The sequence below is a fragment of the Allobosea sp. NPDC055332 genome, assembly GCF_053645455.1.
The window spans coordinates 1,220,947-1,244,620 of record NZ_JBSHMO010000002.1 but is presented as its reverse complement, the minus strand read 5'-3'; the positions used below and the strand labels follow the sequence as shown (position 1 = coordinate 1,244,620).

At 66.5% G+C, this 23,674-nt stretch carries 21 protein-coding genes and 1 tRNA gene; 13 read left to right on the top strand and 9 right to left on the bottom strand.

Annotated elements, in window-relative coordinates; translation table 11 throughout:
* Nucleotides 1–211 precede the first annotated feature (211 nt).
* On the top strand, nucleotides 212–1,420 hold the full coding sequence (locus ACWIGM_RS14570; RefSeq protein WP_454026634.1) for a M20 family metallopeptidase: 1,209 nt from the start codon (nucleotides 212–214) through the stop codon (nucleotides 1,418–1,420).
* 181 nt (nucleotides 1,421–1,601) lie between these two features.
* On the opposite strand, the gene clpB is transcribed toward ACWIGM_RS14570, so the two are convergent.
* Nucleotides 1,602–4,223: an ATP-dependent chaperone ClpB gene (gene clpB, locus ACWIGM_RS14565; protein ID WP_454026633.1), complete on the bottom strand. Its 2,622-nt coding sequence runs from the start codon at nucleotides 4,221–4,223 to the stop codon at nucleotides 1,602–1,604.
* Between the two features lie 144 nt (nucleotides 4,224–4,367).
* Here clpB and ACWIGM_RS14560 point away from each other — a divergent pair, with 144 nt between their 5' ends.
* Complete coding sequence (locus tag ACWIGM_RS14560; RefSeq protein ID WP_454026632.1) at nucleotides 4,368–4,733, top strand: DUF2293 domain-containing protein; 366 nt, start codon at nucleotides 4,368–4,370, stop codon at nucleotides 4,731–4,733.
* A 103-nt stretch (nucleotides 4,734–4,836) separates the two neighbouring features.
* Nucleotides 4,837–5,625, top strand: a complete 789-nt coding sequence (locus ACWIGM_RS14555) for an MOSC domain-containing protein (protein WP_454026631.1) — start codon at nucleotides 4,837–4,839, stop codon at nucleotides 5,623–5,625.
* A 54-nt stretch (nucleotides 5,626–5,679) separates the two neighbouring features.
* Here the strand turns inward: ACWIGM_RS14555 and ACWIGM_RS14550 are convergent, their stop codons facing one another.
* From ACWIGM_RS14550 to ACWIGM_RS14525, 6 genes are all read right to left on the bottom strand, one after another.
* Nucleotides 5,680–6,690 carry a DUF4167 domain-containing protein gene (locus tag ACWIGM_RS14550; protein WP_454026630.1) on the bottom strand — a complete coding sequence of 337 codons (1,011 nt, stop codon included), beginning with the start codon at nucleotides 6,688–6,690 and terminating at the stop codon, nucleotides 5,680–5,682.
* 392 nt (nucleotides 6,691–7,082) lie between these two features.
* Nucleotides 7,083–7,901: a peptide chain release factor N(5)-glutamine methyltransferase gene (gene prmC, locus ACWIGM_RS14545; RefSeq protein WP_454026629.1), complete on the bottom strand. Its 819-nt coding sequence runs from the start codon at nucleotides 7,899–7,901 to the stop codon at nucleotides 7,083–7,085.
* A 94-nt stretch (nucleotides 7,902–7,995) separates the two neighbouring features.
* The gene (locus ACWIGM_RS14540; protein WP_454026628.1) at nucleotides 7,996–8,241 is read right to left on the bottom strand and encodes a hypothetical protein; all 246 of its coding nucleotides are present in this window, start codon (nucleotides 8,239–8,241) and stop codon (nucleotides 7,996–7,998) included.
* 61 nt (nucleotides 8,242–8,302) lie between these two features.
* Nucleotides 8,303–9,388, bottom strand: a complete 1,086-nt coding sequence (prfA, locus tag ACWIGM_RS14535; protein ID WP_454026627.1) for a peptide chain release factor 1 — start codon at nucleotides 9,386–9,388, stop codon at nucleotides 8,303–8,305.
* 60 nt (nucleotides 9,389–9,448) lie between these two features.
* Nucleotides 9,449–11,716, bottom strand: coding sequence for a phosphoenolpyruvate--protein phosphotransferase (gene ptsP / locus ACWIGM_RS14530; RefSeq protein WP_454026626.1), 2,268 nt, complete (start codon nucleotides 11,714–11,716; stop codon nucleotides 9,449–9,451).
* A 120-nt stretch (nucleotides 11,717–11,836) separates the two neighbouring features.
* On the bottom strand, nucleotides 11,837–13,393 hold the full coding sequence (locus tag ACWIGM_RS14525; protein WP_454027003.1) for an alpha,alpha-trehalose-phosphate synthase (UDP-forming): 1,557 nt from the start codon (nucleotides 13,391–13,393) through the stop codon (nucleotides 11,837–11,839).
* A 219-nt stretch (nucleotides 13,394–13,612) separates the two neighbouring features.
* Here ACWIGM_RS14525 and otsB point away from each other — a divergent pair, with 219 nt between their 5' ends.
* Complete coding sequence (gene otsB / locus ACWIGM_RS14520) at nucleotides 13,613–14,401, top strand: trehalose-phosphatase (RefSeq protein WP_454027002.1); 789 nt, start codon at nucleotides 13,613–13,615, stop codon at nucleotides 14,399–14,401.
* A 14-nt stretch (nucleotides 14,402–14,415) separates the two neighbouring features.
* Nucleotides 14,416–16,254, top strand: coding sequence for a glycoside hydrolase family 15 protein (locus tag ACWIGM_RS14515; protein WP_454026625.1), 1,839 nt, complete (start codon nucleotides 14,416–14,418; stop codon nucleotides 16,252–16,254).
* Nucleotides 16,255–16,465: 211 nt separating this feature from the next.
* On the opposite strand, the gene metW is transcribed toward ACWIGM_RS14515, so the two are convergent.
* A complete protein-coding gene (metW, locus tag ACWIGM_RS14510; protein ID WP_454026624.1) occupies nucleotides 16,466–17,089 on the bottom strand; it encodes a methionine biosynthesis protein MetW in 624 nt (207 codons plus the stop codon).
* Nucleotides 17,090–17,091: 2 nt separating this feature from the next.
* The gene (gene metX, locus ACWIGM_RS14505; RefSeq protein ID WP_454026623.1) at nucleotides 17,092–18,270 is read right to left on the bottom strand and encodes a homoserine O-acetyltransferase MetX; all 1,179 of its coding nucleotides are present in this window, start codon (nucleotides 18,268–18,270) and stop codon (nucleotides 17,092–17,094) included.
* 155 nt (nucleotides 18,271–18,425) lie between these two features.
* Between metX and ACWIGM_RS14500 the strand changes: the two genes are divergently transcribed.
* The 8 genes from ACWIGM_RS14500 to ACWIGM_RS14465 all read left to right on the top strand — a co-directional run bounded on the left by ACWIGM_RS14500 (nucleotide 18,426) and on the right by ACWIGM_RS14465 (nucleotide 23,644).
* On the top strand, nucleotides 18,426–19,259 hold the full coding sequence (locus ACWIGM_RS14500) for a chorismate mutase (RefSeq protein WP_454026622.1): 834 nt from the start codon (nucleotides 18,426–18,428) through the stop codon (nucleotides 19,257–19,259).
* 32 nt (nucleotides 19,260–19,291) lie between these two features.
* The gene (gene hisC / locus ACWIGM_RS14495; RefSeq protein WP_454026621.1) at nucleotides 19,292–20,401 is read left to right on the top strand and encodes a histidinol-phosphate transaminase; all 1,110 of its coding nucleotides are present in this window, start codon (nucleotides 19,292–19,294) and stop codon (nucleotides 20,399–20,401) included.
* On the top strand, nucleotides 20,398–21,342 hold the full coding sequence (locus ACWIGM_RS14490) for a prephenate/arogenate dehydrogenase family protein (protein WP_454026620.1): 945 nt from the start codon (nucleotides 20,398–20,400) through the stop codon (nucleotides 21,340–21,342). Before hisC ends, ACWIGM_RS14490 begins: the two co-directional genes overlap by 4 nt.
* Nucleotides 21,343–21,458: 116 nt before the next feature.
* Nucleotides 21,459–21,534: transfer RNA gene (locus ACWIGM_RS14485), tRNA-Thr, on the top strand.
* A 165-nt stretch (nucleotides 21,535–21,699) separates the two neighbouring features.
* Entirely contained in the window at nucleotides 21,700–21,996 is a 297-nt protein-coding gene (locus ACWIGM_RS14480; RefSeq protein WP_454026619.1) for an Arm DNA-binding domain-containing protein, read from the top strand.
* Nucleotides 21,990–22,325, top strand: a complete 336-nt coding sequence (locus ACWIGM_RS14475) for a phage integrase central domain-containing protein (protein ID WP_454026618.1) — start codon at nucleotides 21,990–21,992, stop codon at nucleotides 22,323–22,325. Before ACWIGM_RS14480 ends, ACWIGM_RS14475 begins: the two co-directional genes overlap by 7 nt.
* Complete coding sequence (locus tag ACWIGM_RS14470; protein WP_454027001.1) at nucleotides 22,258–22,503, top strand: helix-turn-helix domain-containing protein; 246 nt, start codon at nucleotides 22,258–22,260, stop codon at nucleotides 22,501–22,503. The genes ACWIGM_RS14475 and ACWIGM_RS14470 overlap by 68 nt, the downstream gene beginning before the upstream one ends.
* 457 nt (nucleotides 22,504–22,960) lie before the next feature.
* A complete protein-coding gene (locus ACWIGM_RS14465; RefSeq protein WP_454026617.1) occupies nucleotides 22,961–23,644 on the top strand; it encodes a Crp/Fnr family transcriptional regulator in 684 nt (227 codons plus the stop codon).
* Nucleotides 23,645–23,674: the final 30 nt, after the last annotated feature.

The window sequence follows — 23,674 nt, the reverse complement described above, 5'->3', positions numbered from 1 at the left end:
GGAGACGGCCAGCGGCAGTCGATAGGCCAATCCCCCGCGTGCAGCCTGTCTCCTCTCGCTGAATTTTCGCTTAACCAAGCCTGCCCGGATGCGGAGATCCATGCATGCGGTCTGTGCCGCGCCGGAGGTCTGCCGGGTTTGCGCGCCTCTTCTATCGTCGCCGGGACAGCTTGGCTAAGCTCGTCGATGCCACTTGATCCCGGAAGCGACCATGACCGACACGACACAGGAAGAAGCCCGCATCCTCGCCTGGCTCGGCGAGCGCAAGCAGGCGATGATCGATCTGCTGCGCGAGATGGTCGACACCGACTCGGGCTCTTACGACAAGGCCGGTGTCGACCGGGCCGGCCAGGTCCTGGCGCGGTTCCACGAGGCGAACGGGCTCTCCGTCGAGATCGTGCCTGACGCTCGCTATGGCGACGCGGTCAAGGCGCGCCTGCCCAATCCGACCGCCAACGACCAGCGGCCCGTCCTGCTGCTCGGTCATCGCGACACCGTCTTCCCCGAGGGCGAGCCGACGCGCCGGCCCTTCACCATCCGCGATGGACGTGCCTATGGGCCAGGGGTCGCCGACATGAAGGCCGGCCTCGTCATCGAGGCCTTCGTCGCCGCCGCCTTCGCCGCCAATGGCGGCCTCAAGGCGCCGCTGATGATGCTGACCACCAGTGACGAGGAGATCGCCTCGCCATCCTCGCGCCCGGTGATCGAGGCTGCCGCCCGCGAGTCGCGTTGCGTCTTCAATGCCGAGCCGAGCCGGCTGCCCACCGGCACCGACTATGGCCGCGACCACAGGCAGTCGATCACATCGGGCCGCAAGGGCGGTGTCTTCATGCGCGCCGAATTCCTCGGCAAGGCAGCGCATTCCGGCGCGAACTACGAGAAGGGCGTCTCGGCTATCGTCGACCTCGGCCACAAGATCCCACAGCTGCAGGGGCTGACCGATCTTCAGGCCGGCGTGACCGTCAATGTCGGCCTGATCGGCGGCGGCCAGACCGTCAACACGATTGCTCCCTCGGCCTGGTGCGAGATCGACCTGCGCTACAAGACGGCGGCGCAGCGCGAGGAACTGGTCGAGGCGATCCGCGAGATCGTCGAGACGCCGGTGGTTGAGGGCACCTCGGCCAAGCTGATCATCAAGGGCGAGTTCCACCCGCTGGAGCAGACGCCGGATTCGCTCCTGCTCTACGACACCTATCGTGAAGCGGCTGCGGGCCTGGGGATCGCGGTGACGGCCGAATACACCGGCGGCTGCGCTGATTCCGGCTTCACTGCGGCGCAGGGCTGCCCGACTTTGTGCAGTGTCGGTCCGGTCGGCGGGATGGCCCATACGCCGGACGAGTTCCTCGAGGTCGATAGCATCGTCCCGGCGGCGCAGACGCTCGCGCTGGCGGTGATGCGCACGGCGGCTCGGATGGAGTGAGGCCAAGGCGCGTCATGCTCGGGCTTGACCCGAGCATCTCAGCGAGAGGAAGATTCCGTTTAACGCCTTCTGGTCCTGAGATTCTCGGCTCTACGCTTCGCTGCGACCGAGAATGACGCCCTAGAAAGAAAAAGGGCGCCGCTCGTGCGGCGCCCTTGGTTTTTTATGACCGAGAGAAAGCTCAGTTCAGCGCCACACCGGCCGGCCGGCTCTCGCTCGCGGCGGTGAACTCGCCGAGCATCAGCCCGGCTGGCCCGACCGTGACCGGCACGGTCTCGCCGTCGCGGATCGCGCCCGAGAGCAAAAGCTCTGCCAGCGGGTCCTGCACTGACTTCTGGATCACGCGCTTCAGCGGGCGTGCGCCATAGGCGGGGTCGTAGCCCTTCTCCGCCAGCCAGTCGCGTCCGTCCTCGGACAGGTCGAGCGCGATCTTGCGATCGACGAGCAGCTTGCCCAGACGCGCCATCTGGATGTCGACGATCGCGCCCATATCCGACCGCCGCAGGCGATGGAACAGGATGATGTCGTCGATCCGGTTCAGGAACTCTGGCCGGAAGGCGTGGCGCACTACGCCCATCACCTCGTCGCGCACGGCGTCGCTGTCCTGGCCCTCGGGCTGGTTCACCAGATACTCCGAACCGAGGTTCGAGGTCATGATGATCAAGACGTTGCGGAAGTCGACCGTACGGCCCTGGCCGTCGGTCAGCCGCCCGTCATCGAGAACCTGCAGCAGGACGTTGAACACGTCCGGATGCGCCTTCTCGACCTCATCGAACAGCACGACCTGATAGGGCCGGCGCCGGACCGCCTCGGTCAGCGCACCGCCTTCCTCATAACCGACATAGCCGGGAGGCGCGCCGATCAGCCGGCTGACCGAGTGCTTCTCCATGTATTCGGACATGTCGAGCCGGACCATCGCCGTCTCGTCGTCGAACAGGAATGACGCCAGCGCCTTGGTCAGCTCGGTCTTGCCGACACCGGTGGGGCCGAGGAACATGAACGAGCCTATCGGCCGGTTCGGGTCCTGCAGGCCGGCGCGGGCGCGCCTGACCGCCTTGGAGACGGCCTCGACCGCTTCCGCCTGGCCGACGACACGGTTGGCGAGGCTCTGCTCCATATGCAGGAGCTTCTCCTTCTCGCCCTCCAGCATCTTGTCGACCGGCACGCCGGTCCAGCGGCTGACGACCTGCGCGACATGGTCCGGCGTCACGGCTTCCTCGACCATGCCGGAGGTGTCGCCCTTGGCCTCGATCTCGGCGAGCGCCTTCTCGAGTTGCGGGATCTCGCCATAGGCGAGCTCGCCGGCACGCTGGTACTCGCCCTTGCGCTGCGCCTGAGCGAGCTCGTTGCGGGCGTTGTCGAGCTTGGTCTTGATCTCCGCCGCCTGGCCGAGCTTGTCCTTCTCGGCCTTCCAGGTCGCGGTGATCGCCGCCGAGCGCGCCTCGAGCTCGGAAAGCTCGGACTCCAGCCGCTTCAGCCGCTCCTTCGAGCCGGCATCGCTTTCCTTCTTCAGCGCTTCCTGCTCGATCTTCAGCCGGACGATCTCGCGATCGATCGAGTCGAGCTCCTCCGGCTTGGAATCGACCTGCATGCGCAGGCGCGCCGAGGCCTCGTCGACGAGGTCGATCGCCTTGTCCGGCAGGAAGCGGTCGGTGATGTAGCGGTTCGACAGTGTCGCGGCCGAGACCAGCGCCGAGTCGGTGATGCGCACGCGGTGGTGCTGCTCGTACTTCTCCTTCAGGCCGCGCAGGATCGAGATCGTGTCCTCGACCGTCGGCTCGTCGACGAAGACGGGCTGGAAGCGCCGCGCCAACGCCGCATCCTTCTCGACATATTTCCGGTACTCGTCGAGCGTGGTCGCGCCGACGCAATGCAGCTCGCCGCGCGAGAGTGCAGGCTTCAGCAGGTTGGACGCGTCCATGGCGCCATCGGTCTTGCCGGCGCCGACCAGGGTGTGCATCTCGTCGATGAACAGGATGACGCCACCCGCTGCGGCCGAGACCTCGGAGAGCACGGCCTTCAGCCGCTCCTCGAACTCGCCGCGATATTTCGCGCCGGCGATCAGTGAGCCCATGTCGAGGGCGAGCAATTCCTTGTCCTTCAGGCTCTCGGGCACGTCGCCATTGACGATACGTAGCGCGAGGCCCTCGGCGATGGCGGTCTTGCCGACGCCGGGCTCGCCGATCAGCACGGGATTGTTCTTGGTGCGCCGGCTCAGCACCTGGATGGTGCGGCGGATTTCCTCGTCGCGGCCGATCACCGGGTCGAGCTTGCCGTCGCGCGCTGCGGCGGTGAGGTCGCGTGCGTACTTCTTCAGCGCGTCATAGCCCTGCTCGGCAGAGGCCGAGTCGGCGGTGCGGCCCTTGCGGATCGCCTCGATCGCGGCATTGAGGCCCTGCGGCGTGACGCCGGCCTTGGCCAGGATCTTGCCGGCCTCGCTGTCCTTCTCGATCGCCAGCGCGAGCAGCAGCCGCTCGACCGTGACGAAGGAGTCGCCGGCCCTGTCGGCAGCCTTCTCGGCGGTATCGAAGACGCGCGCCAGCGCAGGCGTCAGATGCAGGCTCGACGCACCCGCGCCGCTCACCTTGGGGAGCTTGGCGAGGCCTGAGTCGACCAGCTGCCTGGCCTGCCGCGACTGTCCGCCAGCCCGATCGATCAGGCCGGAAGCCATGCCTTCGCTGTCGTCGAGCAATGCTTTCAGCAGATGCTCGGGCGTGAACTGCTGATGGCCCTCACGCATCGCGATCGTCTGCGCGGCCTGCAGGAAACCCTTCGCCCGGTCGGTATATTTCTCGATGTTCATTCAATTGCCTCCGCCCGCCGGTCGCGCCCCGAAGCGGCGGAGCCGGCTGCTTTCATCAGGATAGGGCCCCCTGACGGGCAGCCCTTCGCCCCAAGAGATAGTGTTGCTTTCGCGCAACGGAAGGGGGAGGGCGCTGCTTTGGCGTTGACCTTTGTCAAAGGCTGCGCCCAGCCTGCTTCCATGGTCGGCACCAAGCGGCAACAGGCGATTCGCAAGGCCCTGCGGGCACTCGCGCCCGGCATCCCGTTGCTCGATGCCGAGACGGTATTGGCGCTCGCCGGTCGGGCCCAGATGAAGGCGTTGCCGCCTTCGACCGCGCTCTGGCTCGCGCTCGGCTCCCATGTCCGGCACAGCCATACCGACTATGACCGCCTCCTCGCCGAAGGCTATGAGCGCGACGCCGCCCGCTTCTTCGTCGCCGATGCGATCGACGACGTGCTCTCCGGCTGGGGCTGCCAACGTTCGATCCTGGACGAGGAGGCCGAAGAGGGCGCGGAGCAGTCGCATTGATCGGATCGATGCAATCTTTCACCGAATGTGATGATGGCGGCGGTAGCATCTCGGAATCCGGCATGGCAGGTTCCGCCGCCTCGCAATCGGAAGGGCAGAGCCTATGCGCGTCGCTTCGCTGTATCGCTATCCGGTCAAGGGCCTGTCGCCGGAGCGGCTGAGCCGGGCCGAATTGCCGACCGGTGGCTACTTCCCCGGCGACCGGCTCTTCGCCATCGAGAACGGCTCCTCCGGCTTCGACCCGGCCGAGCCGGTGCACCAGCCGAAGATCAAGTACCTGATGCTGATGCGCAACGAATCGCTGGCGCGCCTGCGCACGCGCTACGATGATGGCAGCGGCGATATCGTCATCGGCCATGACGGCGCGGAGACCCGGATCGCCACCGAAACGGAAGCAGGCCGGACGAGCCTCACTGCCTTCTTCAAGGCCTTCATGCCGGACGAGTTGCGTGGGGAGCCGCGCCTGCTCACGGCGCCGAAGGGCTACCGTTTCACCGATTCGCGCTCGGGCTTCGTCTCGATCATCAACCTCGCCAGCGTCGCAGATCTCGAGGGCCGCCTTGGCGTGCCGGTCGATCCGCTGCGCTTCCGCGGCAACGTCATGGTCGAGGATCTGCCGGCCTGGGCTGAGCTTGATCTGGCGGATCGCGAACTCGTCGCGCCGTCAGGCCTGCGGCTCCAGGTGATCAAGCGGATCGAGCGCTGCGCCGCGACCAATGTCGACCCGGTGACAGGCGCGCGCGACCTGCAGATCCCGAAAGCGCTGATGAAGGGCTACGGCCATGTCGATTGCGGCATCTATTGCCGGATCATCACTGGCGGAACGCTCAGCGAGGGCGAACGGCTGACCCTGGTCGAAGCGAGTGAGCCGGCGGCGCTTGGCGTCGCCTGAAACAGCAAGAGGGCCCTTGCGGGCCCTCTCGGTCAGTCTCGTTATTCGGCGAGATTACTCCGCCGGGGTCTCACCGGCATCGTTGCCGAGCGCGTCCATCACTTCGCGCGGCGAACGCCGGCGGGCGCGGGGACGCTTGGGCTTCTCGGCAGTTTCGGTCGGTGCTTCCTCGGCGGCGTCCACTGGAGCCGCGGCAGCGACCGGAGCCTCGGTTTCCTCGGCGATCGCGATCGGCACGCGGGTCGGGGTGGTCAGGAAGGCTGGCAATCCCGCCGGGGCGTCCTGCTCTTCATTGCTGTTGCTGGCACGCGCCTCGTCGCGGTCACGGCGCGAAGGACGCTCGCCGCGCGGCGGCCTGTCTTGGCGCTCCTGGCGTTCCGGCCGCTCGAAGCGACGCTCGCTCTGCTGCTGGACCGGCGCGATATCCGGCTGCTCGGCTCCGGGCTGGGCCTCGGGGCGCGGCAGGTAGGAACCATTCTGGCCATCATGCCGTTCGAAGCGGCGCTCGCCCCGGTCCTGACGGTCGCCACGATCCTGGCGGTCGTTACGATCGAAACGGCGCGGGCCGTTGCCGTTGCGGTCGAAGTTGCGATCCGGTCGGTCCTGGCGCTGCGGCCGGTCGAAGCGCTGGCCATTGTTCTGGCCGCCTTCACCGTCCTCGCTTTGGCCGCCATGGCCGTTGATGCCGTTGTGCTGGCGCTCGCCCTGAGGCAAGCCGCCCTGGAAGCCGCCTTCCTCGTCGCCCTCTTCTTCCTGCTCGTCGGCATCTTCGACAAAGGCGCGGTTGGGCTGGAATGTGTGGCCGAACTGCTGCGTCATCTGCTCCTGCGCTGCGAGCAGGATGCGATAGTAATGCTCGGCGTGCTGGAAATAGTTCTCGGCTGCAACCGGGTCGCCGGAAGATTGGGCGTCGCGGGCAAGCTGCAGATATTTCTCAGCGACATGCTGTGCCGTACCCCGGACCTTGACGTCCGGACCGTTCGACTCGTAGCTCCGCTGCAATGGGTTCGGAGATTTCCGGTTGCCGTTGTTATTGTTGTTATTATTGTTGTTACGGCCGCGCATGCGCCGGTTCTGACCTGGTCTCATTCGCGTCTGTCTCGCGTTCTGTTCATTCTAAGCAACCGTGAGGCCGTCATGCGCGCCGCGACGCGCGGCGGGTTGCGACGCCGTGCGTAAGGAACTCGACCTGAAAGGGCTCTGCGCCGATATGGGTCTTCACGCGCTCTTTCCAAAGAAGCCTTGTCGGCTCCGCCTCCGAACGGCGATCTCGCGCACTCGAAGCCTCGGTCTCGCTATGTCAGTAACGTCGATTCTCGCAGTGATCCGAGTGCCTAGTCCGCTTTGCGTACCTTGGCCAAGGCTCATGTGCTGTCGACACTGTCTTCAAGACCATGCGTGCATAGCTGGTTTTGCGGCTTCTTCCAAGCGAATTCGCGCAGCTTGCTGTGCACCGTTCAGGGACTATGTCCGAAGACGAGGGCGCGAATATGGCCGCCAAGATCGCGCCGGGACTCCTGATGACGCAGGCCGACCTGCGTCATCAGCGCGACGACCGCTTCCTCCTGTCCGGCTCCGATCTCCAGGATAGCGAGGCCTCCGGGCTTCAGATGGCCGGGCAGGGCGGCGGCGAGCGCGCGATAGGCGGTAAGCCCGTCCGGGCCGCCATCGAGGGCGAGAAGCGGATCGTGCTCGCGCACGTTCCGGTCGAGATCGGCGATCTCGTCGCTGCCGATATAGGGCGGGTTCGACAGGATGAGATCGAAACGCTCGTCGACCCCAGTTGTCCAGTTGCCATGGGCGAAGGTGACACGCTGGGCGACACCATTGCGTGCGGCGTTGCTGGTCGCTGTCGCGACCGCATCGGGCGACAGGTCGATCCCAAGCCCGGTCGCTCGCGGAAACTCGCGCAGCGTCGCGATCAGCAGGCAACCGGTACCAGTGCCGAGATCGAGAACGCGCAGTGCCTCGTGCCGGCGCGCAGCGAGATGGCTGATTGCCGCCTCGATCAGGGTCTCGCTGTCCGGTCGCGGCTCCAGCGTGCCTGGCGAGAGCGCAAAGCTCAGGCCCCAGAACTCGCGGGCGCCGAGGATGCGCCAGAGCGGCTCGCCGGCGAGGCGGCGTGCGAGGGCATCGCTCAACCGCGCGGCGGCGGCGCCATCGAGGGCGGCACCGTCCCCGGCGAGGTCCTCGATCAGGATACGGGCCTCGAAGGTGAAATCGGCTATGCCGGCGCGCTTCAAGGCCAGCGCGACCGTTTTCCTGGCAGCGGACACAGCTTCGCCCGCTGCCGGTACGGCAACGGGCGCGTTCTGATCGGTCGGTCTGGCAGTGCCGCTCAAGCGTATCCTTGGGCCGGCACGCGGCCGGTCAGTTGCCCTGCATCCCCTCTCGGATGCATTCCGTCATCTTGATCCGCAGTCCGGACTTGCTCTCCTTAGCGCCGCGATACTGACGCTGACAATCGCGCCGCGCCTGTGACTCGGTCTTGGCGTTGTGGAGCGTCGCCGGCTGGCCGCTGAGGATCTTCTTGGCGGTCCGCTCCTGCGCGCCGACAGATGCCGGCACGAAGGCGACGGCGGCGGCGAGGGCAATGGCGCTGAACAGGGCTTTCATCTCTCTATCCTCCCCATGGGAACGGTCGGTGCGTCCAGAACGCGCGAGAGAGACGAAGGTTTCACACACTGCCCTGCTCGGCCAGCAGCTCGGCCTGGCGCTGGGCCGTCAACGCGTCGATGATCTCGTCGAGGACGAGCCCCTGCATCATCTCGTCGAGCTTGTAGAGCGTCAGGTTGATGCGGTGGTCGGTGATGCGCCCCTGCGGGAAATTATAGGTGCGGATGCGCTCGGAGCGGTCGCCGGAGCCGACCTGTGAGCGCCGATCGGCCGAGCGCTCGGCGTCGGCGCGGCTGCGTTCCATGTCGTAGAGCTTGGCCCGCATCAGCTCGTAGGCGCGCGCCTTGTTCTTGTGCTGCGAGCGCTCGTCCTGGACCAGCACGACGATGCCGGTCGGGATATGGGTCAGGCGGACCGCCGACTCGGTCTTGTTGACGTGCTGGCCGCCGGCGCCCTGGGCCCGCATCGTATCGATGCGCAGGTCCTTCTCGTCGAGCGTGACGTCGACCTCGCCAGCGAGCGGCAGCATGGCGACGGTCGCCGCCGAGGTGTGGATGCGCCCGCTCGCCTCGGTGTCGGGCACGCGCTGCACACGGTGCACCCCGGATTCGTATTTGAGCCTGGCATAGACGCCCTTGCCGGCGATCTCGGCGATGACCTCCTTGAAGCCGCCGACCGTGCCCTCGCTCTCGGTCAGGATGTCGACGCTCCAGCCCTTGCCGGCGGCGTAGCGCTGATACATTCGCAGGAGATCGCCGGCGAAGAGCGAGGCCTCGTCGCCGCCGGTGCCGGCGCGGAGTTCGAGGATGACGCCGCGCTCGTCGGCTGCATCCTTGGGCAGGAGCGCGATCAGGATCTCGCGGGCGCGCTCTTCGATCTCTGCCCTGGCGGCGTCACGCTCCTCATAGGCGAGGTCGCGCATCTCGGCATCGGTGGCGGGATCGTCGATCAGAGCGAGCGCTTCCTCCAGCCCGGATTGTGCTTTCCGCCAGGCTGCGATCGCCGCAACTACCGGGTCGAGCTCGGCCAGCTCCTTCGCCAATTCGACGACGCGGCTCGCCTCGGTCGCATGGTTGATGGCGTCGCTGGCCGCGGCATGGCGGGCGACAATCGAGTCGAGGCGGTCTTGCGGGAGCTGGAGCGACATGATGCGGAAACGATCTTGAGCTGAAAAAGGAGGCGGGCGCGGACAGCGGGTGAAGCGTCGCTAGACCGGCACCTTCATCTCGGCGGCGAGCGCGGCAAGCAGCGGGCGCAGGCTGGCCGCGCCGTCGGAGGAGGAGAGCCAGGCGTCGAGGCGCTGGCGGGCCTTGCTGGCATCGAGCGCACGCAGCATCGCCTTGACCGGGCCGACCGAGGCCGCCGACATCGAGAACGAGCGATAGCCGAGCGCGATCAGCGCCAGCGTCTCGATCGGCTTGCCGCCCATCTCGCCGCAGACGGTCACCGGGCAGTCAGCCTTGCCGGCTTCGTCGACGATATTGCGCAGCGCCCGCAGGCCGGCGGCGGAGAGCGGGTCGAAGCGCTCGGAGACGCGCTTGTTCTCGCGGTCGGCTGCGAACAGGAACTGCATCAGGTCGTTGGTGCCGATCGAGAGGAAGTCGGCCTCGCGCGCGATCTCGGGTAGCTCGAACAGCAGCGAAGGCACCTCGACCATGACGCCGAGCTTCAGGCTCGCCGGCCCCTGGCGGCCGTCGCGCTCAAGCATGGCAAGCTCGCGCCGCACCAGCAGGCGGGCGCGCAGGAACTCGTTCACCGTCGCGACCATGGGCAGCATGATCTTCATGTCGCGGCCGGCGCCGGCGCGCAGCAATGCCCGGACCTGTGCACGCAGCAGCCGCGGCCGGTCGAGGCCGATGCGGATGGCGCGCCAGCCCAGCGCCGGGTTCTCCTCCTCGAGCCGCTCCATATAGGGCAGCACTTTGTCGCCGCCGATGTCGAGCGTCCGGAAGGTCACCGGGCGGCCGTTCGCGACTTCGAGCACGGCGCCGTAGAGCGCCTGCTGCTCGGCGGTCGTCGGCATGTGCTGTGCCACCATGAACTGCAGCTCGGTGCGGAAGAGGCCGACGCCGGAGGCATTGGTCTCTTCCAGATTGGCCATGTCGACGAGCAGGCCGGCATTGATCTGCAGCTGGATCTCGACGCCGTCCTTCGTCACCGAGGCCTGCGTCTTGAGCTTGCGGTACTGCTCCTGCTTGCGGGCCCGCAGGCGCGCCTTGTCCTTGTAGGCGTTCTCGACGTCGGGCTGCGGCCGGATCTGCACCTCGCCGGCCTGGCCGTCGACGATGACGGCGTCACCGGCCTGGATCAGCGCCGTTGCATTGGCGATCTCGCCGACGGCGGGGATGCCGAGCGCCCTGGCCACGATGGCGATATGGCTGGTCGGTCCGCCTTCCTCGAGGATCACGCCGCGCAGATGCCGGCGATCATAGTCGAGCAGCGCCGCCGGCCCCATCGAGCGCGCGATCAGGATGGCGTTCTCGGGCAATTCCTCGCGCGTCACGCCGTTCGACTTGCCGACCAGCGTCCGCAGCAGCCGGTTGGCGAGGTCGTCGAGATCGTGCAGGCGCTCGCGCAGATAAGGGTCGGTCTGGCGCAGCATCTTGGCGCGGGTGTCCGACTGGACGCGCTCGACCGCGGCCTCGGCGGTGAGGCCGGTCATCACCACCTCGCGCATGCGCCGGAGCCAGCCCTGATCGTGCGCGAACATGCGGAAGGTCTCGAGCACGTCGCGATGCTCGCCGGTATGGGCGACGTCGCCGCGCTCGATCAGTTCGTCGATGGCCAGCCGCATCGTCGCGATCGCGGCCTCCAGCCGCTGCACCTCACGGCCGGGGTCCTCTGCGATCAGGTTGGTGATCGCGACGCGCGGCTCGTGCAGCACGGCGTGGCCGAGGCCGACACCGTCGGCGAGCGTGGTGCCGATGCTGTGGATCGGCCGGTCGAGGCCGATGGTCGCGCCGGGCTTCGACAGCGCCTTCAGGCCGCCGGCCGCGATCATCTCGGCCATGATCATGGCCGTGGTCTGCAGCGATTCGACCTCGTCCTCGCTGTAGAGGCGCGAGGCGCGGTTCTGCACGACGAGCACGCCCATCACCGCGCCGCCGCGCAGGATCGGCACGCCGAGGAAGGAGCGGTAAATCTCTTCGCCGGTCTCCGGGCGGTAGGAGAAGGACGGATGCGACTGCGCGTCGGAGAGCGCGAGCGGCTCCGCCTCGCTGGCGATCAGGCCGACAAGGCCCTCGCCGGCGCGCATCGTGGTGAGGTGGACCGCCTCGCGATTGAGGCCTTCGGTGGCGTAGAGTTCGAGCGAGCCGTCTTCGCGCAGGACATAGACCGAGCAGACCTCGGCCACGAGGTTGCCGGCGATCACGACGACGAGCCTGTCGAGTCGCTCCTGCGGACTGACCGGCGCCGCCATCACCTCGCGGAGACGGCGCAGCAGCACGCCCGATCCCCCGAGTGCGCCTCGCATCAACAAAGCCCTCCGCCCGCCTCCACGGCCACGCCAGCCGAATACCCTCAGCAGACCTGACACCGCAACGGCTGAGTCGCAAGCGAAAGCCGGGATCTGCTGCCCCTTGGCGAGGAGCTTCTAGCCAGCGGAGGGAGCGTTCGGCAAGGCCTTCGCGTGCACCGGATCACGCTTGCCGTGTACCGGCCGGGAGGCTTGCGGGAGCGTATCCACGCGTGCGGGCCTGTTGTCTGCGCCCGATTTGCGTGTGCTGCGCAGCGGTTTCGGCCGCCCCGGCGGCACGATGTCGCCGCTGGGGATATCGAGCCCGGAGAGCGCGGCGAGATAGCGCGATGTCCACCAGTCGATGTCCGTCGAGGAGATCGTCGCATAGAGCCGCTCGAAGCGGCGCTGGCGTTCCGATTTCGGCATGGCGAGCGCGGTCCTGATCGCTTCGGCCACCTCATGGGTGTCGAAGGGGTTGACGATCAGCGCCTCGCCGAGCTGCTGCGCTGCGCCGGCGAAGCGCGACAGCACCAGAACCCCGGGATCATCGGGATTTTGCGCTGCGACATATTCCTTGGCGACGAGGTTCATGCCGTCGCGCATCGGCGTCACCAGCCCGACCTGCGCGCGGCGGTAGAGGCCAGCGAGGGCGCTGCGCGAATAGGCCTTCTTCACCACGCGGATCGGCGTCCAGTCGAACTCGCCGAGCGCGGCGTTGAGCCGGCCGGCGACCTCGTCCGACATGCGGTCGAGCTCGGCATATTCGGGCACGTCGCTGCGCGAGGGCGGCGCAATCTGCAACAGGCCGACCTTGCTGCGGTGTTCCGGGTGGTTGCGCAGGAAGGTACCGAAGGCCTCCAGCCGCTGAACGATGCCCTTGGAGTAGTCGAGCCGGTCGACGCCGATCACCAGCTTGCGGTCGCCGAGCGGTGCGGTCGTCGCCCGCACCGGCTGTGTCGCCGCCCGCACGGACGCCGCGGCGAGCTTGCGGAAGGCCTCGACATCGATGCCGATCGGGAAGGCCTGCACCACCGCTTCGCGCTGGCCGGTCTTGACCCGGTTGCCGTCGCGGCGGGCACCGCAGAGCGCGACCAGCCCACCGATCAGGTTGGCGACGTCGTTCTGGGTCTGCAGGCCGATGAGGTCATAGGCCGTCATCGTGCTGATCAGGGTCGATGAGAAGGGCAGGGAGCCGAACACTTCGGCCGGCGGCCAGGGAATGTGATGGAAATAGCCGATGCGGTTGGTGACGCCGCGCCGGCGCAGCTCGGCCGCGAGCGGAATCAGATGATAGTCGTGGATCCAGATGACGTCGTCCGGCTTCAGCAGCGGGATCAGCAGCCGGGCGAAGCGGCGGTTGACGCCGAGATAGCCGGCATAGTCGGCGCGGGTGAACTCGGTCAGGCCGAGCCGGTAGTGCATCAATGGCCAGAGCGCCCGGTTGGCGAAGCCGAGATAATAGCTCTGGCGTTCGCCCTCGGTCAGGTCGGTAACGGCGTAGCTGACCTTGCCGTGCCGCATGGGCTCCACGCTGGTCGCCGGCTCGGCCTTGGTCGCACCGCTCCAGCCGAACCAGAGCCCACCATGCTGTTCGAGCGCCGAGCGTAGTGCGACCGCCAATCCACCTGCCGCCACCTTCTCGCCCCGTTCGGGCATGGTGACGCGGTTGGACACGACGACAAGACGCATGATGCCTCACTTTTTGCTGACGCTTGCCACAAGGGCGCGGGAACAGAACGCGCGGGCAGGCGTAATGTTTCGTGTGCAGGCCGGCATCCCGGCCGGATCGCGTCGCCGCCGTGACCGGATCATGGCGACCTCGCGCCAAACTGAACCTCGAATGTGGCGATGAGGGGACCACCTGTCGTCCTTTCGCCCGCTTCGCCCTCTAACCAGACCGCCATGTCAGAGATGCTGAGCCCCGAAATCGCCGATCCCCCCGTAAAAGCCGCTGCTCTCACCGGGCAGATCGCGCTGTTCCTGGATTTCGACGGAACTCTCGTCGAGATCGCGCCTTCGCCGGAGGACGTCCGGATCGACCGGCGCCTCCCCGAGGCCCTGCACGCATTGCGGCAGCGGCTGGGCGGCGCCCTCGCCTTGGTCTCCGGGCGGCCGGTGGCGCTGCTTGACGAGATGATGACGCCCTATCGCTTCGACGCTGCCGGCCTGCATGGTGCGCAGATCCGCCTCGGCGACGTTGACGCGCCGCTGGCCGCGCCCTCGGAGGCACTGCATACCGCGCTCCGCGCCATGGTCCGCTTCGCCAACGCCAATGTCGGCGTCATCATCGAGGACAAGCGCCAGTCAATCGCATTGCACTGGCGGCTTGCGCCTGCGCTGGCCGACGAGGCGCTGGCGCTGATGGAAGGCATCGCCGCCGAGATCGGCCCGTCGATGCGCCTGCAGCGCGGCAAGGCCGTCGCCGAGCTTGTTCCGGCGACCGCGAGCAAGGGCGGAGCGATCAACTGGCTGCTGCAGCAGGACGGCTATGTCGGCCGCACGCCGGTCTTCATCGGCGACGACATCACCGATGAGGACGGTTTCGCTGCGGTCAATGCCGCTGATGGCCTGTCGATCCGGATTGGAGGCGGCGACACTTGCGCCCGCCATCGCCTGGCCTCGCCGACGGCCTTGCATCATGTTCTGCTGGCGGCCGCCGAAGGCGGCGACCTCACGCTCGAAACCTTCCTCCAGAGCTGACTTCAGGAACTGGCATGACTGTGACGACCACCGCCTCGCCGCGCGTCGCTTCGCTCGATCTCGGCGTCATCGGCAATTGCACGATCGCCGCGTTGATCGACCGGCAGGCGCGCATCGTCTGGAGCTGCTTTCCGCGTTTCGATCGCGACCCCGTCTTCTGCTCGCTGATCGACAACCAGATCGACGATGGCGACACCATGCCGAAGAAGGGCGTCTTCGCCATCGAGATGGTCGGGATGACCCGCTGCGAGCAGAGCTATCTCGACAACACCGCGATCCTCTCCTCGGTGCTCTCCGACGACCAGGGCAACGCACTGGAGATCCTCGATTTCGCGCCGCGTTTCGTCCGCTATGAGCGCTTCTTCCGGCCGCCGCAGCTGGTGCGCCGCGTCCGTCGCATCTCCGGCCGGCCGCGCATCCGCGTCGTGGTCAAACCCTGCCTCGGCCTCGGCGAGGAGCCGGACGAGATCACCCGCGGCTCCAACCATGTCCGCTTCGTCGGCGCCGATCAGACCATCCGCCTGACCACCGACGCGCCGGTCTCCTATGTGCTGGAGAGCATTCCCTTCGCGGTCGAGAAGCCGTTCTCGTTCTTCATCGGCTCGGACGAGGCGCTGCGTGCCGAGATCGAGACGACCTCGCGCGAATTCCTCGACAAGACCACCGATTACTGGCGCGACTGGGTCCGCTCGCTCTCGATCCCGTTCGAATGGCAGCGCGAGGTCATCCGTGCCGCGATCACGCTGAAGCTCTGCTCCTTCGAGGAGAGCGGCGCCATCGTCGCGGCGCTGACGACCTCGATTCCGGAAGCGCCGGGCACGCAGCGCAACTGGGATTATCGCTTCTGCTGGCTGCGCGACGCCTATTTCGTCGTCCACGCGCTCAATCGCCTCGGCACGACGCGGACGATGGAGGACTATCTCGGCTTCATCACCAACATCGTCGACACCTATTCGGAGAGCGGCGCCGAGCATCTGCCGCCGCTCTACCCGATCACCCGCGGTGGGGAATTGCGCGAGTTCGAGGTGCCTAACCTCGCCGGCTATCGCGGCCATCAGCCGGTACGCGTCGGCAACGGCGCGGCGACGCAGATCCAGAACGACGGCTATGGCGCGGTCGTGCTGGCAGCGACCCAGTCCTTCTTTGATCGCCGCCTGATCCAGCCCGGCAAGGAGGCGCTCTTCGCCCAGCTCGAGCGCATGGGCGAGCGGGCCATCGAGCTCTTCGACAAGCCCGATGCCGGCCCTTGGGAGCTGCGTGAGAAGCAGGTCGTCCACTCCTTCTCCAGCGTGATGTGCTGGGCGGCCTGCGACCGGCTTGCCCGCATCGCCGGCACACTCGGCCGCGCCGACCGCAAGGAATACTGGCGTGGCGAGGCCAGGCGCCTGAAGGGCATCATCAACGATCGGATCTGGAACCAGGAGAAGGGCCATTTCGTCTCGACCTTCGACGGGACCGATCTCGACGCGACGCTGCTGCTGATCGCCGAGCTCGGTTTCGTCACGCCCGATGATCCACGCTACATCGCGACAGTCGAGGCGATCGGCCGCGAACTCGGGCGCGGCGACCTGATCCTGCGCTATGGCACCGAGGATGATTTCGGCTTCATGCACACCGGCTTCCTGATCTGCGCCTTCTGGTATGTCGATGCGCTGCACGCGATCGGCCGCAAGGACGAGGCCAAGGAGCTGTTCGGCCGCATCCTGACGCGGCGCAACAGTTTCGGCTTGCTTTCGGAAGACGCCGACTTCGAGACCGGCGAGCTCTGGGGCAATTTTCCGCAGACCTATTCGATGGTCGGCCTGATCAACTCGGCGATGCGGCTGAGCAGGAATTGGGAAGAAGCGTTCTGAGGGGCGCTGTCATTCCCGGGCGGAGCGAATGGTTTCCGGTGAAGCGCGGGAAACCCCTCTCCCGGATGGGAGAGGGGCAGGGGTGAGGGCCCGCCGCTGATTATTCGAGCGCAACGGAGCCGTTCTACTCTCTGCGGATAGGGCAGGCCCTCATCCGGCGCTCCGCGCCACCTTCTCCCATCCGGGAGAAGGTTAGGTTGCGGTTCCGGCGCTACCCCCGCTTCAGCAAAAACACCGCCTGGGCGCCGAACAGGTTCCAGAACCACCAGGGCGCGCTGACGCCGACCTTGCCGCCGGCGACGTCGAGTGCGACCGCGCGCTCCTTCTGTGCGCCGATCGTGTCGCAGAGCGCGACGAAATCGCGGATCGTGCAGAAATGGATATTGGGCGTGTCCCACCAGGCATAGGGCAGCGAGTCGGTCACCGGCATGCGTCCCATGAAGAAGACCTGGGTGCGCATGCGCCAGTGCCCGAAATTCGGGAACGAGACGATGGCGCGTCGGCCGATGCGCAGCATGTGCTCGAGCACATGGCGCGGATTGCGGGTCGCCTGGATGGTCTGCGAGAGGATGACGTAGTCGAACGAGTCGTCGGGATAGTCGGCGAGGTCGGTGTCGGCATCGCCCTGAACCACCGAAAGCCCGCGCGCGACGCAGCCGGCGACGCCCTCGCGCGACAACTCGATGCCGCGCCCGTCGACGCCGCGGGTCTCGGCGAGCAGCGACAGCAATTCGCCGTCGCCGCAGCCGACATCGAGCACGCGCGAGCCCGGCGTCACCATCTCGGCGACGAGGCGCAGATCGATGCGGTTGGTCTGGTTGTCGGCCAGCGCCATCGTCAGATCCCCCTGGCCCGCGCTGCGGCGCCGATGAAGCCGCGCGTCGTCGCGAACAGGTTTGGCTCCTCCAGCAGGAAGGCGTCGTGGCCCTTGTCGCTTTCGAGCTCGACGAAGGAGACCGAAGCGCCGGCGGCGTTGAGTGCATGCACGATGGCGCGCGAGTCGCTGGTGGGGAACAGCCAGTCGGAGGTGAAGGACGCGACGCAGAAGCGTGTCCGCGTTCCGGCAAAGGCCTTCGCCAGCACGCCGTCATGATCGGCGGCGAGGTCGAAGTAGTCCATCGCCCGCGTCACATAGAGATAGGAATTGGCGTCGAAGCGCTCGACGAAGCTGATGCCCTGGTAGCGGAGGTAACTCTCGACCTGGAAGTCCGCATCGAAGGTGAAGGTCGGCGCGCTGCGCTCCTGCAGCTTGCGACCGAATTTGCGGTGGAGCGCCGGCTCCGAGAGATAGGTGATGTGCGCGCCCATGCGCGCCACCGAGAGGCCCTTGGACGGTCGCGTGCCCTCGTCGAGGTAGCGGCCCTGGCGCCAGTCCGGATCGGCCATCACCGCCTGCCGGCCGACCTCGTGGAAGGCGATGTTCTGGGCCGAGTGCTTGGCGGCGGTGGCGAGCGGCAGGGCCGAGAATACCCGTGTCGGATAGCTCGCCGCCCATTGCAGCACCTGCATCCCGCCCATCGAGCCGCCGGCGACGCAGAACAGGCTGTCGATGCCGAGCGCGTCGATCAGATGCGCCTGCGCCCGCACCATGTCGCGGATCGTCACCATCGGGAAGGACAGGCCCCAGGGCTTGCCCGTGGCGGGATCGGTCGAGGCCGGGCCGGTCGTGCCCATGCAGCCGCCGAGCACATTGGCGCAGATGACGAAGAAGCGGTCGGTGTCGACAGGCTTGCCCGGCCCGATCATCGCGGTCCACCAGCCGCCCTTGCCGGTGACCGGGTTGCGGCTCGCGACATATTGGTCGCCGGTCAGGGCATGGCAGACCAGCACCGCATTCGAGCGGGCTGAATTCAGTTCGCCATAGGTCTGGTAGGCGATCTGCCAGTGCTCCAGCGTCGCGCCGGAATCGAGCTGCAGCGCCTTGTCCGGCCCGAACCGGGCGAGCAGGCTCGATGGCTGGTTGGCTTCGGCCAGCGGATCGGCGAGGAGTTCGGGGGCTTGCGTCCGGTTCGGCATTCGGATTTGTCTTGTCGCCCGGTCCGTTCGTAATAGCGGACTTTACCGATGGCGCGGCTGTTCCCGCCTGTCAACGCGGCGATGCGTTGCGAGCGCTTTGCCAAGCCCTTCGGCGACCGCTAAGAGACCGGCACGATTAAAGAAGTCTGGCCATCATGACCGAAGCCGCACCGACCACGCTCGCCGACCTGCGCAGCGAGATCGACCGCATCGATGCGGCGATGCACGGCCTGTTGATGGAGCGCTCGCAGATCATCGAGACGCTGATCGCGATCAAGAAGACGCAGGTCTCCGGCTCGGCCTTCCGCCCCGGCCGCGAGGCCGACATGATGAAGCGCCTGGCGTTGCGCCATCAGGGCCTGCTGCCGCTCGACACGGTCGAGAGCATCTGGCGCATCATCATCGCGACCTTCACCTTCGTGCAGGCGAACTACTCGGTCCATGCCGATATCTCGGGCGGCGATGCGCCGATGCGCGACAGCGCCCGCTTCCATTTCGGCTTCACCGTGCCCTTCGTCACGCATGAGGACGCCCGCGCCGTGATCGCGGCGGTGGCGGAATCGGCCGGCGATCTCGGCATCTTCCGCATGGATCTCGGCGCCAGCGCCGGCGTCTGGTGGCGTGACCTGATCGGCCCCGCCCAGCCCAAGATCATCGCGCGCCTGCCCTTCATCGAGCGGCCCGACCATCCCGCCGGCACGCCGGTCTACTGCATCGCCAAGCCGCTGACCGACGCGGCCGTGCGCGAGATCGTGCTCTACGCCGCCCGTGTCGAGCGCTGGTCCGAGCAGCTTCGCCACGGCCTCGCCCACCATCTCGCCGAAGTCTCGGCCAGCGCCGCCGACGGCTCGCATCTGGCGCTGCTGGTGGCGGCCTCCGGCGAGACGCAGGTCGAGGCCATCCGCAGCGCCCTCGAGCCTGCCGGCCTCAAGGAGCTGACCGAGATCGGCAGCCACGCCGCCCGCTTCGCCTTCAAATCCGCCCGTTGATCGACAGCCCTTCCTCTCCAAGGTCCAGCCCCATGGCTCTGCCCGCTTCCCGCCCCGTCCCGCGTCCCGGCGTCCTCGACATCGAGGCCTATGTCCCCGGCAAGTCCTCGGCCCCGGCCGGCGTCAAGCTGCACAAGCTCTCCTCCAACGAGACCCCGCTCGGCCCGAGCCCGAAGGCGATCGCGGCCTATGGCGGTCTCGCCGGCAAGCTCGAGCTCTATCCGGATGGCTCGGCGACGAAGCTGCGCGAGGCGATCGCCGGCCGCTACGGGCTCGATGCGAACCGCATTGTCTGCGGCACCGGCTCGGACGAATTGCTGCAGCTGATCACCAAGGTCTATCTCGGCGATGGCGACGAGGGCGTGTTCACGCAGCACGGCTTCCTCGTCTACAAGATCGCGATCCTCGCCGCCGGCGGCAAGCCGGTGGTCGTGCCCGAGACAAACCTCACCGCCGATATCGACGCGATCCTCGCGGCGGTGACGCCGCGCACCAAGATCGTCTTCCTCGCCAACCCCAACAACCCGACCGGCACCTATCTGCCCTTCGACGAGGTCAAGCGCCTGCAGGCCGGCCTGCCGCCGCATGTTCTTCTGGTGCTCGATGCGGCCTATGCCGAATATGTCCGCCGCAACGACTATGCCTCGGGCCTCGAACTGGTCGCGACCAGCGAGAACGTCGTGATGACGCGCACCTTCTCGAAGATCTATGGCCTCGCCAATCTGCGTCTCGGCTGGGCCTATGGTCCCGCCCACATCATCGATGCGCTGAACCGCACCCGCGGTCCCTTCAACGTCAATGGCGCCGCGATCGAGGCCGGCGTCGCCGCGATCGCCGACGAGGCCCACATCGCCGCGGCGATCGAGCACAACGACAAATGGCTGGCCTGGACCACGGCCGAGCTGGAGAAGCTCGGCCTCACCGTCACGCCTTCGGTCGGCAACTTCCTCCTGATCCACTTCCCGGCCGCCGCCGGCAAGAGCGCCAGGGAGGCCGACGACTTCCTGAGCCAGCGTGGGCTGATCCTGCGCTCGGTCGCCTCCTATGGCCTGCCCGATGCGCTGCGCATGACCATCGGCAGCGAGGAGGCCAACCGCCTCGTCGTTGCAGCTTTGGCCGAGTTCCTGGGCAAGGCCGCGTGAGCGCGCCGGAGAGCTTTGCGCCGCGCCGCGACGAGCCGCTCTTCGGGCGGCTCGCCATCATCGGCATCGGCCTGATCGGTTCCTCGATCGCGCATGCGGCCAAGGAGCTCAATCTCGCCCGCCATATCGTGCTGAGCGACGCTGACGCCGATGTCCGCCGCCGTGCCCGTGAACTCGATCTCGGCCATGAAATCACCGAGAGCGCGGTCGAGGCTGCGCGCGACGCCGACCATATCGTGCTCTGCGTGCCGGTCGGTGCCTGCGGCGCCGTCGCGGAGGAGATCGCCGGCGTGCTGAAAGCCGGCGCGATCCTCTCGGATGTCGGCTCGGTCAAACATGCCGTCGTCGAGGCTGTCAGCCCGCATCTGCCCGAGGGCGTGCATTTCGTGCCGGCCCATCCGGTCGCCGGCACCGAGAATTCCGGCCCCGATGCCGGTTTCCCCAGCCTCTTCCTCAATCGCTGGTGCATCCTGACGCCGCCGCCCGGCACCGATGAGGCCGCGATCGCCCGCACCCGCCAGTTCTGGGAAGGCATGGCGGCGATCGTCGAGGTGATGGGCTCGCAGCACCATGACCTCGTCCTCGCCATCACCAGCCATCTGCCGCATCTGATCGCCTACAACATCGTCGGCACGGCCGAGGATCTGGCGGCGGTGACGCAGTCGGAGGTGATCAAGTTCTCGGCCGGCGGCTTCCGCGATTTCACCCGCATCGCTGCCTCCGACCCGACCATGTGGCGTGACGTCTTCCTCGCCAACAAGGAGGCGGTGCTGGAGATGCTCGGCCGCTTCAACGAGGACTTGGCCCTGCTCACCCGCGCCATCCGTTATGGCGACGGCGAGACATTGCACAAGCACTTCACCCGCACCCGCGCCATCCGCCGCGGCATCGTCGCGCTCGGCCAGGAGAAGGCCGAGACGGAGAAGCTGAAGAAGGGGTGAGGGGTAGGCGCTCTTGCGATCCCGCAGAATTCCGCGGTCAGGCGTGAATTCCGTGTGCCTTGTGACCTCCATCTGCCTTGTCAAAATGGGGTCGGGCTGATACAGCCCCACCCGTCGCCGCAATAGCTCAGCTGGTAGAGCACCTCATTCGTAATGAGGGGGTCGGGGGTTCGAATCCCTCTTGCGGCACCATTTTGGCATTCACTGACGCTTGCTGACGTTCACAAACCGGCCAAAACGGCCGGTTTTTTTTGCGTTTGGCGTTCGCGGGCGTTCGTGAGTGACCGTTGACGGTCGCGAGAAATGTTGGCCTTCCTGTTGGCTCCAGGTTGAGGCCAACACAGTCTAGGCCAACAGATGGCCCTTACGGATACCGCAATCCGCTACGTCAAATCCTCCGGCAAGACGGTGAAGCTGTCGGACGGGGAAGGGTTGCAACTCTGGATCACGCCGAACGGATCGAAGCTCTGGCGCCTGGCCTATCGGCTCGACGGCAAGCAGCGGAAGCTCTCGATCGGCGCCTGTTCCGCGATTGACCTGAAGACCGCACGTCAGAAGCGCGAAGAGGCGAAGCAGCTCCTGCGCGATGGCAAGGACCCTTCGGCGCAGAAGAAGGTCGTCAAGCTGTCTGCGGCGGCCGCGCAGATATGCTGATCGAGGCCAAGGAGAAAGCAGGGAAGGCGGAGCGGACGATTAGCAAGGTTCGCTGGCTGCTGAGCCTAGCGCGCCCCGATCTTGGCAAGCGACCGATCGGCGAGATCACCAGTATCGAGATCCTGGCCGTTCTTCGGAAGCTGGAAAACAAGGAGCACCTGGTAACCGCAAAGCGGCTGCGCTCCACCATCGGCGAAGTGTCGTGCTCGATGGACGAGTTGGATGGCACGTCAAAACACGAACAGGAATTATCGTTCCTGCATCCCGCTTTGTGGACGGGATGGATATCAGGATGTCCCAGCCGCCAATCTGCGCCGTTTGCAGCATGAGCGCCGGCTGACGCAAGAGGACCTGGCTGAGCGCGCGGGGATCAGCAGCCGCTATGCCGGAGCAATCGAGCGCGCAGACGTATCTGCGAGTGTCACCATTCCAGGTCAGATCGCAGAAGCGCTGATCGTTGAGCCGTGTAAACTCCTGAGTTCGGCCCGGAAATCCGTCGAAAGCTAGCGAGCTCATATTCAATGGCCGCGACAGCCTCTTACTGCGGGCTGACAGGGGAGCATTCTAGAGATGATCGGGATGCATCCCCAGGGCTGAAGCTGGCCCTTTGCGGACTCCGGTGATGTCTGCTTTTGGATGTCCTGATGCTTTAGTCTCCAACAGACACCGAGAACTCATCAGGCACCCACGTCCGTTTCAGGTGAAGCCTCCCGACAGCGCGAATGATGCACATTAGAAGCGGGCATTCTCCCCACGATCTCGCGCCACGGTTCGGGGGTGATAGCCGCAAGAGCGTGTTGTGACCGACCAAGCCATCCGGCATGGTCTGCTCCGTTTGCGATCGGCCCGCGCATGATCGCAAACGGATACGATGGCCTATCGCCCTGGCTTCTGCGCCATTCCAGCCGGCTGAGTTGTGCACTGCGGACGCGCAACCGTTCGGTCGAAATTCTGGGGGCTTCCGATGAGTGATATCTCTCATCGCATCGTGAGCATTCTGAGCGCGAACCCGTTTTTCGCGGGCTTCGAACAGGCCGCGCTCGAGAAGATCGCAACCATCTGCAGGCTGCGGCACCTGGCCGCGCGGGAGATTCTGTTCCTTAAAGGCGACCCCGGTGATGGCCTTTATGCCATTCGCCGCGGGCTGATCCGTATCGGAACGGTGGATGAGCTCGGTCAGCAAATGACGATGAACGTCCTCGGCGGTGGCGACGTTTTCGGTGAGATCACCTTGCTCGATGGCCAATCCCGCACTGCTGACGCAGTGGCGATGGAAGAGACCGACCTGTTTTTCCTGCCGCGGCACGACTTCTTGAGCTTGCTCACTCGCGAACCGCCGATCGCTCTGCAGCTGATCGGCCTCCTCTGCGCCCGGCTGCGCGATGTCATCGGGCGGCTGGAGGAGACGACATTTCTCCCCTCCGCAATCCGGCTTGCGCGACGCATTCTGGTGCTCGCCGCCGACTATGGCACGGATGTCCATGCGTCTCAGGAGGAATTGGCATCGCTTACCGGCGTGACGCGCGAAACCGTCAACCGCCATCTCCAGTCCTGGAAGCGCACAGGCATCATTTCGTTGGGGCGAGGACGAGTGCTGATCCAGGATATCGAGGATCTGCGGCGCCTGGCGAAGGTCGATGCCGCCTAGTGGCGACGGCAAACACCACGACAGTTTGAC

Excerpts from the sequence above, each read along its gene's own strand:
- ACWIGM_RS14550 (WP_454026630.1), bottom strand. The coding sequence starts at position 6,690 with ATGCGCGGCCGTAACAACAATAATAACAACAATAACAACGGCAACCGG.
- ACWIGM_RS14515 (WP_454026625.1), top strand. The coding sequence starts at position 14,416 with ATGACTGTGACGACCACCGCCTCGCCGCGCGTCGCTTCGCTCGATCTC.
- ACWIGM_RS14480 (WP_454026619.1), top strand. The coding sequence starts at position 21,700 with ATGGCCCTTACGGATACCGCAATCCGCTACGTCAAATCCTCCGGCAAG.
- ACWIGM_RS14475 (WP_454026618.1), top strand. The coding sequence starts at position 21,990 with ATGCTGATCGAGGCCAAGGAGAAAGCAGGGAAGGCGGAGCGGACGATT.
- ACWIGM_RS14500 (WP_454026622.1), top strand. The coding sequence starts at position 18,426 with ATGACCGAAGCCGCACCGACCACGCTCGCCGACCTGCGCAGCGAGATC.
- prfA (WP_454026627.1), bottom strand. The coding sequence starts at position 9,388 with ATGTCGCTCCAGCTCCCGCAAGACCGCCTCGACTCGATTGTCGCCCGC.
- metX (WP_454026623.1), bottom strand. The coding sequence starts at position 18,270 with ATGCCGAACCGGACGCAAGCCCCCGAACTCCTCGCCGATCCGCTGGCC.
- ACWIGM_RS14555 (WP_454026631.1), top strand. The coding sequence starts at position 4,837 with ATGCGCGTCGCTTCGCTGTATCGCTATCCGGTCAAGGGCCTGTCGCCG.
- ptsP (WP_454026626.1), bottom strand. The coding sequence starts at position 11,716 with ATGCGAGGCGCACTCGGGGGATCGGGCGTGCTGCTGCGCCGTCTCCGC.
- metW (WP_454026624.1), bottom strand. The coding sequence starts at position 17,089 with ATGGCGCTGGCCGACAACCAGACCAACCGCATCGATCTGCGCCTCGTC.
- otsB (WP_454027002.1), top strand. The coding sequence starts at position 13,613 with ATGCTGAGCCCCGAAATCGCCGATCCCCCCGTAAAAGCCGCTGCTCTC.
- ACWIGM_RS14540 (WP_454026628.1), bottom strand. The coding sequence starts at position 8,241 with ATGAAAGCCCTGTTCAGCGCCATTGCCCTCGCCGCCGCCGTCGCCTTC.
- clpB (WP_454026633.1), bottom strand. The coding sequence starts at position 4,223 with ATGAACATCGAGAAATATACCGACCGGGCGAAGGGTTTCCTGCAGGCC.
- hisC (WP_454026621.1), top strand. The coding sequence starts at position 19,292 with ATGGCTCTGCCCGCTTCCCGCCCCGTCCCGCGTCCCGGCGTCCTCGAC.
- ACWIGM_RS14465 (WP_454026617.1), top strand. The coding sequence starts at position 22,961 with ATGAGTGATATCTCTCATCGCATCGTGAGCATTCTGAGCGCGAACCCG.
- ACWIGM_RS14570 (WP_454026634.1), top strand. The coding sequence starts at position 212 with ATGACCGACACGACACAGGAAGAAGCCCGCATCCTCGCCTGGCTCGGC.